The sequence below is a fragment of the Pseudomonas sp. FW306-02-D09B genome (assembly GCF_058782685.1).
This window is the reverse complement of sequence record NZ_JBYSXY010000001.1, coordinates 637056-649909: the sequence shown is the minus strand read 5'-3', so window position 1 is coordinate 649909 and position 12854 is coordinate 637056. Positions and strand designations below refer to the sequence as shown.

Genomic DNA, 12854 nt, shown 5'->3' with positions numbered 1-12854 from the left:
CAATGATTAATCTCGAAAGTCAGAAGCGAATCGTAGTCACGGGCGCCGGAATTGTCGGACCTCTGGGATGCGGAGTAGAAGAAGTCTGGAAGAGATTGCTGGCCGGACGTTCTGGCATCCGTAGCCTGCCCTACGATATTACTGAGGGTACGGGCGTTGCAGTAGGCGGCCAGGTGCCGTCTTTAGAAGATGATGCCATCGCTGGTTACGACCCGGAGTGCATTATCTCGGCCAAGGATCGCAAGAAGATGGATCGCTTCATCGAGTTTGCGCTTGTGGCCGCGCACGAAGCTCTGGAGCAGGCCGGCTGGCATCCGACGGATGTCGCAGACCAGGAGCGTACCGCTACGATCATTGCATCGGGCGTAGGTGGTTTTGGCGCGATTGCCGACGCTGTACGTACCACCGACGCGCGCGGCCCTCGCAGATTGTCGCCGTTCACTGCACCGTCATTTCTCGCCAATATGGCGGCCGGGCACGTTTCCATTCGGCATGGTTTCAAAGGGCCGCTCGGGGCGCCCATAACGGCCTGTGCTGCAGGGGTGCAGGCTATCGGCGATGCGGCCAGGCTCATCAGAAGTGGCGAGGCGGACATCGCCATATGCGGCGGTACCGAAGCAGCGATAGACCGTGTGACTCTGGGGTGTTTTGCTGCCGCCCGCGCACTATCCACTGGTTTTGCCCAGCGTCCGCAGGAGGCATCACGTCCCTTTGATCGCGATCGTGACGGCTTCGTTATGTCTGAGGGGGCCGGGTTGCTTGTAATCGAGTCGCTGGAGCATGCCCTCTCACGTGGAGCCAAACCCTTGGCGGAACTGGTCGGCTATGGCACCAGCGCCGATGCCTATCACCTGACGGCAGGTCCGGAAGATGGCAACGGCGCACGGCGCGCCATCGAGCAAGCACTGCGGCAGGCCGCTGTCAGTCCTGCGGACGTGCAGCATATCAACGCGCACGCGACCTCCACTCCGGTTGGCGATAAAGGGGAACTGGCGGCAATTCGCTCGTTGTTCGGGAGTGACTCGGGCGTGGCGATCACTTCGACCAAGTCCGCCACCGGGCATCTTCTGGGAGCGGCCGGTGGTATTGAAGCCATCTTCACCGTGCTGGCGCTTCGTGACCAGGTCGTGCCCCCCACGTTGAATCTGGTTCATCCCGATGAGGCGGCCGTCGGGCTCGATCTGGTCGGCCTGAAGTCCCGGAAGACGTTGATAAGGCACGCGCTCTCAAATGGGTTCGGGTTTGGTGGTGTTAACGCCAGCGTCCTGTTCCGCCGCTGGGAGCCTGAATTTTGAGTGTGGCGTCAACAGTCGGTTGTGAATTAAGAGGTGAGTGAGAGGGAAGGCATCGACGTCGGGTTGATGGGGCGACCCGGATAGACCAGCGAGACTTGCCCCAGTTATGCCCCCATACGCTCCGGAATCCAGTGGGATTGGACGGACGGCCCTAGACTGAAAAAAACCTATAACTTTATGTTTATAAAAGGTTTTTTTGAGCCTGGCGGGGGTTTGTTACAAACTATCAGGGTCCCCAAAAAACATCTGAATCCGCGACCTTAGCCAGCGCTCACCCGGATCGTTGTCCTGCGAGCCGCGCCAGGCCATGTGCAACTCGAAGGTTCGCGTCGGCAGCGGCGGGTCTTCGGCGCGTACGCCACCGGCGGCGGTCAGTGCATCGGCGGTGTAGTCCGGCACGGTGGCGAGAATATCGGTGCCGGCCAACAGCGTCCCCAAACCATTGAACTGCGGAACCGCGAGCACCACATGACGCTTGCGCCCGAGTTTCTCCAGTTCTTCATCGATGAAGCCGCTGAGGTCGCCAGCGAAGGACACCAGCGCATGGGGGCGAGCGCAGAAGTCGTCCAGGCTCAAGGCGCCGGGGACCGAGTCGGCGCGCAGCAGTTTCGGCATGCTGCGTCGTAGGACTTTGCGCTTGGCGTTGGCCGGCAAGTCTGTGGTGTAGCTGACGCCAATCGAGATTTCGCCCGATGCCAACAGGCTCGGCATCAATAGATAGTTGACGCGTCGCACCACCAGCACGATGCCGGGCGCCTCCGCACGCAAGCGCTTCAACAGCATCGGCAGCAGGGCGAACTCGACATCATCCGAGAGGCCGATGCGAAACACCGCGGTGCTGGTGGCCGGGTCGAATTCAGCGGCGCGACTGACAGCGGTCGAAATCGAATCGAGCGCCGGAGAGAGCAGGGCGAAGATTTCCACCGCCCGGGCCGAAGGCTCCATGCTGCGACCGGTACGCACAAACAGCGGGTCGTCGAACAGGCTGCGCAGGCGCGATAACGCCGCACTGATGGCCGGCTGGCCGAGAAACAGCTTTTCCGCCGCACGGGTCACGCTGCGTTCATGCATGAGGGTTTCGAACACGATCAACAGGTTCAGGTCGACACGACGCAGGTCATTACGATTCATCTGGAGTCCTGGCAGAGTCAGCAAACTTGACGAGAGCGGCCATATGAGAACAATGGCCGGCATGAATCTTACGGGGAAAGGCTGTTACTCTGCACCGAGTAATTCATTTTTCCCACAATGCTGGTTCGGTTTTCTACGTTGATTGACGTATTGCCGGGGCTGCGGAATCAATGACAGGCATGTCGACTATTAATAGCCACTGATGGTCTTGGTCAGAAAGCCCAGATAGAGTTCAGGGCATTAGAGGTTACTTTGACGAGGTTTGCGATGTCCCGCACGATCCGTTTTCACAAGTTTGGTCCTGCCGAGGTGCTCAAATGCGAAGAGCATGCGGCAGCTCTGCCAGCGCCGGGCGAAGTGCAGGTGCGTGTCGAAGCGATCGGCATCAGTTGGTATGACATCCTCTGGCGCCAGAACCTGGCGTCTTCCCATGCCCGGTTGCCATCGGGCCTTGGCCATGAAATGGCCGGCGTGGTCACCGCCGTCGGCGAAGGTGTCGATGATCTGGCCGTGGGTGACAAGGTCGCCAGCTTCCCGGCAGAAAGTCCCAATGACTATCCCGTCTACGGCGAGCAGATCGTGCTGCCGCGTTCGGCGCTGACGCGCTATCCGGATGTGCTCAGCCCGATCGAAGCCGCTGTGCATTACACGCCGCTGCTGGTTGCCTACTTTGCCTACGCCGATCTGGCACGGGTCAAGCCTGGCCAGTTTGCCCTGGTCACCGATGCGAGCCATTGTGCCGGCCCGTCCTTCGTGCAACTGGGCAAGGCCTTGGGTGTACGGGTCATTGCCGCGACCAAAACGGCCAGCGAGCGCGAATACCTGTTATCTCTGGGTGCCGAGAAGGTGATCGTCACTGAAGAGCAGGATCTGCTCATGCAGATCAACAAACTCACCGACAACCGCGGTGTCGACGTGGTATTCGACGGCCTCGGTGGTCCGCAGATGTCGATGCTCGGTGACGTGCTGGCGCCTCGTGGCAGCCTGGTGCTGTATGGCCTGCAAGGCGGCAACCAGACTCCGTTCCCGGCCTGTGCAGCGTTCCAGAAAAACATTCAGTTCTTCGTGCATTGCATCGGTAACTTCACCGGCAAACCGGAACTGGGGATCATTCAGGACCAGGTTGCACTGCAACGGGCCTTGCGCGATATCAACCAGTTGACGGCTGACCGTGTACTGCTGCCACTCAAGACCCGGGTCTTCCCGTTTAGCGAGTTTGTCCAGGCGCACCGTTACATGGATGAGTGTCCGTGTCACGAACGAGTGGCGCTTCAAGTAGAACCTGCATGACGCTTGCGCAAGAGTCCGTGTTGACGGACTCTTGCATTTTTGTTGTACGGGTAAACCTCTCATCCCCCTTTGTCATCTGCCGGTTCAGCAACTGAACTGGTTTTTGCTCCTGATCTGTATCTTCTAATCATCATATAAGCCCTGATAATTGAATGATTAATTTCATCTCAAGGAATGAGTCATGGCTGGGCATGTTTTTTTAATGGGTACTGCTTTGGGTGCTATGTATTCTGACCATTGCTCGCCTGCGCTTCGCGTTGAAGCGCGGCAAGTAAGCGGTTCGCTTGTTAGTTATGGAAGTATTGCCTTGCTCTGGTTTCCTTATTTCTCGTGCTCATTGTCTGTGGGACGTTGTCGGAAAAATCCTAGGCCGCCCATCCGGCCCGTCGGAGCGCTTGGCCTCGGGGGTTGTGGGCGATTGACTCGGTCGTGAATGCTATTTCTATAACAATCGTTTCAAATAGTTACCACAACCAAAGTGTTAGCATTTGAAAGCAGATACTCACGATAAGCCGTAATCAGCCATCACCGATCGCAGATCGTGCAAGCAAATGATTGTTTGTGCGATGCCGACTTTTTGAATATCAGGTAAATGACAATGAGCGCAACTCATGATCAAGCGATGAACTATGTCTATCAGCAAGTTTTGCAGCGGTTGCTGAGTTTCTTTTCTCGCGCGGAACGTACGGCATTGCAGTTGTTGATCCAGCGTCTGGTGGTGGCTGCCGGGGGAATGGAGAGAATCGGTACTTACAAGGTGCTGATGATGCACTCGGGAACGCGCGACAGTTGCTACACATTGGCATTCCTGCGTGCCGCGCAGTTGAGTATCGCGGGCAGAGCGCCAGCGACCTTCCAGTTGCGTGTCGCCACGCTACGGCTGGGCGGGACGACGCCGATGATCATGGAGAATATTCATAGCAGCTACGGCGCCCTGTTTGTCTATGACGATCCTCGGGTAGAGGTGGTGATGGTCGATAACCGCGAGGTGTTGCCCTTCAGCCATCTGACGCCGATGTCTGAGGCAGGTCGCGATTTGAATCGCACCAACATGCTGATGCTCGGCCATCTGCGAGGGGCTCACGGGGTGTTTGAAGCGTGTGACGACGGCTATCTGGCGACAGGCGAGTTCTACTTGCAGATGGCCCGATGGGAGGGCGGTGTCGATACGCTGATAAGCGGTGAAGCCGTGCGTCAGCAAAAGCGGTTTTTGACCGGCCTGATGCGCGAGGCACAAAAGGCCGGCCTGCCGACAATCACACATCCGGCCTTCAGTTATGAAGGATTGTTCTCAACGCTCGAACAATTGGGCGGCGATTGTTATCGCGAGCTTTATGCGGGCCATGAAACGGTCGAGTGGCGGCCACGCGAGAGCTTTGAGACGCGACGCGGCGCAGACTACATCGATATCCAGGACCTGGTGACCGGCAACATGGAGGAGCGCTGGCCATTACTGACCGATTTTCTCGGGCTGCAACCGGATGAAATTGACGTTCACCTGCGCGAAAACGAATTCGCCAGTCCTTTGCTCTCGGCCCATCTGCGGGGCTTGCAGGCCTGCTTCGTGAGCGGTCTGGCCTACGAAAACGGATTCAGCGAGTACATACAACGGGCGTTGTTGAAGATGCGTAAACGACGTCTGCCCGAGCGGCTTTGCGAGCAGGTGCTGGAGGTCTACGGCAGTCCACGCGCGATGGCTGAGCTTCGGACCCTGGCGTCGGCCGAGGCTCAGCAAGCACTGGGCCTCAATGAAACACAGCAGCTGTGCCTGCTGTTCGCCCCCTTTGTCGATGCCGGTGCCGGGCTTGAGCACTTTTTGCGCCGCTGCCATCCCGGCATGTTGGTGGCGATGCCCGAACTGCACAAGGCGATGCAGGGCAATGCCGCTCCTGAGCAAGTCATGCAATGGATGAACGACGTCAGCGGTTTGTCGGTCAGCCTGATCTGCAAGCTCTACGGCATGCGCTCGGTGTCCGGGATCGGGCTCGAGGCGGGTGATTCGGGCTTGAGTGCCGAAGGCGCGGGAGAGTTTCAGGTGGACGATGCGCTGAGTGAACGGTCAGCGAGACGTTGAAGGAGTCTGGTTTGACCGATTCAAACACTACCTGCACAGCGATTGGCCAGCGTTCATGAAGGGGCAAAGGGAAACCGATTTTGCCTACCAGGCCGTGTACCGATACCTGACCAGCCTGATTAATGAAATGGCGACTGAAACACCGATCAAGCTGCCTTCGTTGAGGCAACTGGCAGACCGGTTGAACGTGTCGATTTCAACTATCCAGTACGCCTATTCGCTGCTGGAGAAAGAAGGGCGAGTGTATTCGGTGGCAAAGTCCGGCTACTACGCGTTGCCGGTTTCCTTGAATACGTCGTTCAGCAGCGGCAACGACCTGCTTGAAACGGTCTATGTCAGCGCAAGGCGCCCGGGAATGCTGGTCCTGAGTATCGACGAGCCCGCGCTTTTGCAGTCGCTGGACAGTCCGCTGTTACTGCTGGAGCGGGAACTGGTACGCCAATATCCGCGCCAGCCGCAGCTTCACTCACAGCCGTGTGGCGAGCTGGAATTACGTACTGCGCTGGCGGCACGCTACACCACTTCACCGGCACGCTGCTGGCATGCCGATGATGTTTACATCGGTGCCGACTGGCGAGGTGTGCTGGAAATACTGATCGCAGTGCTCGAACTCAAGGATGCGACCGTGCTGGTCGAATCGCCCTGCGACTGGGCCATTTTGCGCTTGTTCCAGACCGCTGGCGTGCAGGTGATCGAGTTGCCGATAGACAGCAACGGCTGCCTTGACCTTGAGTTACTCGAGCATTTGCTCCGGACCGAGGCGGTTCGCCTGGTGGTGCTGTCGTCGGGCGTGAGCATGCCGCGCGGCAGCCTGATGCCGTCGGACAACCGGCAATCCACCGCCGAGCTGTTGGAACAACACGGCAGTTGGGTACTGGAAAACGACGTGTACGGCGAACTCGCTCATGAGCCGCATGAACGTCGTTTTCGCGATGTGCTCGATCCTGATCGACTGATCGTGTTTTCCACCTTCGAAAAGCTCATGGGGCCTGAGGCGCCTTACGGTTATCTGCTTTCACGGCATTTGAGCGTGGAGTTGCAGCGGCATTTTTTGCTGCGCGCGTTTCGCCTGTCGCCGATTCGTCAGAAAGCCATCGCACGCTTGTACAGCAGCGGCCGTATCGACCAGCATTTGCTAGTACTGCGCCGGCTGTTGAAAGAGCGTAAAAGCCGAATGATCCAAATGCTGCAGGACCGTTTGAGCGACTCGCTGGAATTTGTCGAGCCGGCGGGCGGGGCGACCATCTGGGCGCGTTCGTTACGGCCGGTCGATGTGCGGCGGGTCTTCCAGCGCATGCTCAAGCAACAGGTGGTGATTGCCCCCGGCGAACTGTTCAGCCTGCATGGGTTGTATTCGCAGAACGTCAGGCTCAGCCACACATTCAGTGGGCAGCATGACCTGGAGGCTGCATTGACGATGCTGGCAGATGCGTTGAGGCTTGAACTCATGGATTGACCGGGCGTCAATATACCCAGCTGATGTCTGGATAGATTTTGTCTGGATAGATATCGTCGCTCTCTGGTCAAACTGCCAGTAAACTGCGTCCCCATTCCTGAACCACTCTTTTTCAGAGGTTTTGCATGACACTCAGTCCTTTTGCGGGCAAACCGGCACCCGTAGAGTTGTTGGTCGACATCCCGCGACTGGTAACGGCCTATTACACCGGCCAGCCCGATGCCTCTGTTTCAACCCAGCGCGTTGCGTTTGGTACTTCAGGCCATCGTGGCAGCTCGTTCGAGCTGAGTTTCAACGAATGGCACGTTCTGGCCATCAGCCAGGCCATCTGCCTGTATCGCGAAGCGCAGGGCATCGACGGTCCGCTGTTTGTCGGCATCGACACTCATGCGCTATCGACGCCGGCCGGCGCCAGTGCGCTGGAAGTCCTCGCCGCCAATGGCGTGACCGTGATGATTGCCGAAGGCGACGAGTACACGCCGACGCCGGCTATTTCCCACGCAATTCTTTGCTACAACCGCGGCCGTACGTCGGGGCTGGCGGACGGCATCGTTATCACGCCGTCCCACAACCCACCGCAAAGCGGTGGTTACAAGTACAACCCCACCAACGGTGGTCCGGCCGATACCCACATCACCAAGTGGATCGAGGCCAAGGCCAACGAGTTGCTGGCCAACAAGCTTGCAGGTGTCAAACGCATCAGCTACGAGCAGGCACTCAAGGCCAGCACCACCCATCGTCACGACTACCTCAATACCTACGTCGCCGATCTGGTCAACGTGATCGACTTCGACGCCATCCGTGGCGCCAACCTGCGCCTGGGCGTGGATCCGCTGGGCGGAGCAGGGGTGCGCTACTGGTCGGCGATTGCCGAGCATTACCGCCTGAACCTTGAGGTGGTGAACACCCAGGTCGACCCAACGTTCCGTTTCATGTCCGTCGATTGGGATGGCCAGATTCGCATGGACCCATCGTCCAGCTACGCCATGCAAGGCCTGATCGGTCTGAAAGAGCGTTTCGACGTGGCGTTCGCCTGCGACCCGGACCACGACCGTCATGGCATCGTCACCCCGTCCGGCGGCTTGCTGGCGCCGAACAACTACCTGGCCGTGTCCATCGACTATCTGTTCCAGAACCGCCCGCAATGGCGCGCCGATGCGGCGGTGGGTAAAACCGTGGTCAGCAGTGGCTTGATCGACCGCGTTGCCAAGCGCCTGAACCGTCGCCTGTACGAAGTGCCGGTCGGTTTCAAATGGTTTGCCGATGGCCTGTTCGACGGCTCGCTGGGTTTTGGTGGCGAAGAAAGTGCCGGTGCCTCGTTCTTGCGTAAGGATGGCGGCGTCTGGAGCACCGACAAGGACGGCCTGATTCCAGCCTTGCTGGCGGCTGAAATGACCGCTCGCACAGGACGCGATCCAAGCCAGGCTTATCGCGCACTGACCGATGAACTGGGTGAGCCGTTCTCGGTACGTGTCGATGCCAAGGCCAACCCCGAGCAAAAAGCCTTGCTCGGCAAGCTGTCACCAGATCAGGTCAAATCGACACAACTGGCTGGCGAAGCGATCCAGAGCATTCTCAGCAAGGCGCCGGGTAACGACCAGGCGATCGGCGGGCTGAAAGTCATGACCGAAAATGGCTGGTTCGCAGCCCGTCCTTCGGGCACCGAGGACATCTACAAGATCTACGCCGAAAGCTTCATTGGCGACGATCACCTCAAGCAATTGGTCAGCGAAGCCCAGACACTGGTGGACAGCGCAATCAGCACGAAATAATAGAGAGCCTGTGGCGAGGGAGCTTGCTCCCGCTCGGCCGCGAAGCGGTCGTAATCCGGTAATCGTATTCCATCTGAATACTCGCGGTGGCTAATTTTAGGGTCGCTTCGCAACCCAACGGGAGCAAGCTCCCTCGCCACATTTACAGTGTCTCGTCCTGAAACAGGTGTAAACCTTATTCAGGACGAGACAATTTAAAGGTCCGCGTGTAGTCACGCTGACTGCGCCTTTTTCCTGTATTCATTACTCCCTCCTGAGAATGGGTCAGAAGGTGTAAACCTTATTCAGGACGAGACACAGCCGAAAAAAAGGGGTGACCTCAATGGTCACCCCTTTTTGCATCTGGCTTTCAGCGCATCAAGCCAAGTCCACCAACACGATTTCACTGTCCTCGATGGCGGTCACCCGCAGCACCTGCTCCTGCGCAACCGCTACACCGTCTCGAGCTTGTGCACGCAAGCCATTGACTTCAATGACTCCAGTGGCAGGCACCAGGTACGCCCGGCGACCGTTGTCCAGTCGATACTCGGCGGTTTCGCCAGCCTTCAGGTTCGCAGCCACCAACCTTGCATCAGCACGGATCCGCAGGCTTTGATCGTCGCCGGCCTTGCCGCTGGCCAGGGTCACGAAACCTTCGCGCTGACCTTGAGGAAACGGTTTGGCACCCCAGGACGGCGCCAGTCCGGTTTCATTCGGGATGATCCAGATCTGGAAAATCTTCGTTGCCGTCGATTCCAGATTGTATTCGCTGTGAGCAATCCCGGTGCCGGCGCTCATGACCTGTACATCACCGGCCTCGGTGCGGCCCTTGTTACCCAGGTTGTCTTCATGGCTAATCGCGCCTTCGCGAACGTAGGTGATGATTTCCATGTCCCGATGCGGGTGTTTCGGGAATCCGGTGCCCGGCGCAATCACATCGTCGTTCCATACTCGCAGGTTGCCCCAGTTCATGCGTTTGGGGTCATGGTACTCGGCGAACGAAAAGTGATGATGGGCATCCAACCAGCCATGGTGGGCGCCGCCCAGGGAATTGAAGGGTCTGAGTTCAAGCATGATCGTCTCCTGAAAAGGTTCGTCATGGGGCGGAACGCTTGAGCCGCAAAACGAGAACCGGTGGTTGATGGCAAGCATCATCTATCAGTTAACAATCGATAAAAAGCGTAAAAAATGCCTTAATCCAATCAGTTTATTAGATATTATTTAAAGGCTATATTCTACGTTCCAGCATTCACTTCATCGCTTAAACCAATGATGGATAAGCATTTGACTAGAACTCGCCGGCAAATGAAGACACCATAGCCTGCAACAGCCTCACACCCTGGAGTCAGCGTGCCGCGTCACAATCCCGATCTTCCTTCCGAGCTTTTGCCCCTGGCCGAGATGCCGTTGCTCAAACGCCTGGCCGCGCGTTTCTTTGGCCACGGCCTCAATCGCCTGCGCGCGCAGCACCGGGCGTCCTGGCTGCATGGCCAGGCTGACGGCTTTCGCAGCGGTCATAGCGCGGGCGTCGACTACGGCTACAAGGAAGGCAAGCTGGACGGAATAGAAGAAGGCCGTCAGGTGCTGCTGATTCGCGACAGCCGATCCACCGAGCACCCGGCGCCGCGCATTGATGAAAACCTGTTTGACGACTGGCGGCTGCCCCTGAGTGCCGAGATCAAGAAACGCATGAAGGCCGATGTCGCCCGCTTGTTGCCGGAGTCGGCGCAGCCGAGCGCCGCCCAGTGGAAGATGATCTTCAGCGACACCCCCTCGACCTCGGTGATTGCCGGGGCGGGTGCCGGTAAGTCGACAACCCTGGCGCTGCGCATTTTACTGCTGACCCATTACCTGGGGTTTGAACTCGATTCGTTGACTGTGGTGACCTTCACCCGGGAATCGCGCAAGGACTTCATTAACAAGTTGATCGGGCTGTTTGCCGTGTGGGGCCGAGCGCTCTCCCAGAAAGACGCCCGCGACCTGGTGCGAACCTTCCACTCACGCATTCTGCCGATGGTCCGTAGCCTGCCGGGATTCGAGCGGCTGCAGGCTTTCGAAAACCTTAATGGCCGTTCGCTGTTCGATGACGCAGAGGTCGACAGCAACCCGTTCGATCTGCGGATCAACGACACTCAGCGCCAACAGCTCAATGCCTGTTTTCACCAGCTGTTTATTCAAAATGAGCGCTTTCGCGAACTGATCACGCCGCTGTCCCGCCATGCCTTGCAGCTCAAGGAGCTGGAACGCGATCACCCGGATGTGCAAAAGCGCATGGCGGTGACCGAGTTGGCGGCCAAGCGCGATGAAGAACTCTGCGATGTCGTCGAAGATCTATGGATCCGTGCAGGCGCCTGGCCGATCAAGGGCATTGAGCCGAGCCGCCAGGCATTCGAGATCAACGGTTCGACCTTCCATTGTCACGGTTACATCCCGACCCTCGACGCTTGGGTCGTACTGGGCTTCGACCCCCGTGAAAACCCGCAAGTCAGCCGTCCCAACGCCAAACTGACGGTTCGCGCCGAATGGGCAGTCAAACGCACCCTGTTTCAAGCTTTCTGTCGTAAGCCTTTGATTTGGTTAGATAGCTACGAATCTTCAAAGCGCGTATTAGCCACACTGGCAGGGGATGCCAGTGCCGGACCGGGGTTCGATTACAAGGTCAAGGGCGAACTGGGTTCCGCGCCACTGCTCGATTGTTTTGTCGCGGCGGCCAGCTTTATCGAAAACCTCGGGCTGGATGTTCCGGCTGCCGTGGGCCAGATGAGTTTCGCCAAGGACGATCCGGACCGTTTGTTCTTTGAAGCGCTCAGCCTGTACTGGCGAGCCCTGGAGGATCACCTGCTGGATCAGTCGCCGCCGGTGATGACCTACAACCGGATGTTCGCCTTGTTCAGTGAGCATTCGCCAGAAAATCTCAAGCTGCTGAGCGATGAGTTGCTGCGACCGATGTCGCATTTGATGATCGATGAATTTCAGGACGTTTCCCCGCAAATCGTCTCCTGGATTCGCGCAACCCTGATGGAAATCCGCAGCCGTGGTCCGGCCATGCACATCGGGCGCGGGGCGCAACGTTCGTCGCTGCTGTGTGTCGGCGACGACTGGCAGTCGATCTATGGCTGGCGCGGCAGTTCGCCGAAGTACTTCATGGAGTTCAATAAGGAATTTCCGTCACCCGCTACCACGCGGGTAATGCTCAGCGAAAACTACCGCAGCCATCAGCACATCATCGACGCTGCCGAGCATATCGTGCGCGCCGCACCGGCGATTCCCGGCAAAAAAGCCAAGGCCAGTGGTGAGCCGGGGGAACTGTTGCCGGTCAACGTCCATGATCGGGATGATTCGGCCATGGCCAAGCGTCTGACAGAACACTATCGAAACGGTGATTCAATCTTGATGTTGTATCGAAGAAGTAGCGATAAATCATTGATTGAAGAGCATATTTCACCTGTAGTTAATGCTGATTCTAGCTTGCCATTCGAGGCTCGACGGCTCAAGCAGTTGACCTATCACAGTGCCAAGGGGCTTCAGGCAGACGCGGTGTTCCTGCTCGGCGATTGCCAGCACCTGACCAGTTCACCGTACAAGAATCAGGTCTATCGCATGGCCGGGCTGGGCAAGGACGGCGACGCGGAGCCTTATGACAGTGCACAGAAAGACGAGATTCTGCGGTTGGCTTACGTCGGCATCACCCGGGCAGTGACGCACTGCTATTGGTACGTCGATGGCCAGGACAATCAATCGATCAATATGCCCAAGGCATCCGACAGGATCGCGCAGGGCAAGCCTTTCTTCGCCGATCAGCGCGTTGGCAAGCAGTCAGCCTGAACTGGCAGGTGCAGAAACCTGGAATACCTTCG

8 protein-coding genes are annotated in these 12854 nt (G+C 58.0%); 6 read left to right on the top strand and 2 right to left on the bottom strand.

What is annotated here, in order from left to right:
* The first annotated feature begins 2 nt into the window (after positions 1–2).
* Positions 3–1295 (top strand): beta-ketoacyl-ACP synthase II, encoded by a 1293-nt coding sequence (gene fabF, locus AC3WK5_RS03010; RefSeq protein ID WP_103314555.1) that lies wholly within the window; start codon positions 3–5, stop codon positions 1293–1295.
* A gap of 216 nt (positions 1296–1511) precedes the next feature.
* On the opposite strand, the gene AC3WK5_RS03005 is transcribed toward fabF, so the two are convergent.
* Positions 1512–2426: a LysR family transcriptional regulator gene (locus tag AC3WK5_RS03005; protein ID WP_019690206.1), complete on the bottom strand. Its 915-nt coding sequence runs from the start codon at positions 2424–2426 to the stop codon at positions 1512–1514.
* 267 nt (positions 2427–2693) lie between these two features.
* Between AC3WK5_RS03005 and AC3WK5_RS03000 the strand changes: the two genes are divergently transcribed.
* The 4 genes from AC3WK5_RS03000 (at position 2694) to pgm (ending at position 9018) form a co-directional block, all read left to right on the top strand.
* Entirely contained in the window at positions 2694–3716 is a 1023-nt protein-coding gene (locus tag AC3WK5_RS03000; protein ID WP_054597238.1) for a zinc-dependent alcohol dehydrogenase family protein, read from the top strand.
* 598 nt (positions 3717–4314) lie between these two features.
* Positions 4315–5790 carry a hypothetical protein gene (locus AC3WK5_RS02995; protein ID WP_103314556.1) on the top strand — a complete coding sequence of 492 codons (1476 nt, stop codon included), beginning with the start codon at positions 4315–4317 and terminating at the stop codon, positions 5788–5790.
* Positions 5791–5845: 55 nt separating this feature from the next.
* The gene (locus AC3WK5_RS02990; RefSeq protein ID WP_103314699.1) at positions 5846–7246 is read left to right on the top strand and encodes an aminotransferase-like domain-containing protein; all 1401 of its coding nucleotides are present in this window, start codon (positions 5846–5848) and stop codon (positions 7244–7246) included.
* 125 nt (positions 7247–7371) lie between these two features.
* Positions 7372–9018 carry a phosphoglucomutase (alpha-D-glucose-1,6-bisphosphate-dependent) gene (gene pgm, locus AC3WK5_RS02985; RefSeq protein WP_054597307.1) on the top strand — a complete coding sequence of 549 codons (1647 nt, stop codon included), beginning with the start codon at positions 7372–7374 and terminating at the stop codon, positions 9016–9018.
* 357 nt (positions 9019–9375) lie between these two features.
* On the opposite strand, the gene AC3WK5_RS02980 is transcribed toward pgm, so the two are convergent.
* Positions 9376–10071 (bottom strand): pirin family protein, encoded by a 696-nt coding sequence (locus AC3WK5_RS02980; RefSeq protein ID WP_054597308.1) that lies wholly within the window; start codon positions 10069–10071, stop codon positions 9376–9378.
* Positions 10072–10347: 276 nt separating this feature from the next.
* Here AC3WK5_RS02980 and AC3WK5_RS02975 point away from each other — a divergent pair, with 276 nt between their 5' ends.
* Positions 10348–12822 (top strand): UvrD-helicase domain-containing protein, encoded by a 2475-nt coding sequence (locus AC3WK5_RS02975; RefSeq protein WP_103314557.1) that lies wholly within the window; start codon positions 10348–10350, stop codon positions 12820–12822.
* The last annotated feature ends 32 nt before the right edge of the window (positions 12823–12854 follow it).

Coding starts and splice junctions, on each gene's coding strand:
- fabF (WP_103314555.1), top strand. CDS start 3: ATGATTAATCTCGAAAGTCAGAAGCGAATCGTAGTCACGGGCGCCGGA.
- AC3WK5_RS03005 (WP_019690206.1), bottom strand. CDS start 2,426: ATGAATCGTAATGACCTGCGTCGTGTCGACCTGAACCTGTTGATCGTG.
- AC3WK5_RS03000 (WP_054597238.1), top strand. CDS start 2,694: ATGTCCCGCACGATCCGTTTTCACAAGTTTGGTCCTGCCGAGGTGCTC.
- AC3WK5_RS02995 (WP_103314556.1), top strand. CDS start 4,315: ATGAGCGCAACTCATGATCAAGCGATGAACTATGTCTATCAGCAAGTT.
- AC3WK5_RS02990 (WP_103314699.1), top strand. CDS start 5,846: ATGAAGGGGCAAAGGGAAACCGATTTTGCCTACCAGGCCGTGTACCGA.
- pgm (WP_054597307.1), top strand. CDS start 7,372: ATGACACTCAGTCCTTTTGCGGGCAAACCGGCACCCGTAGAGTTGTTG.
- AC3WK5_RS02980 (WP_054597308.1), bottom strand. CDS start 10,071: ATGCTTGAACTCAGACCCTTCAATTCCCTGGGCGGCGCCCACCATGGC.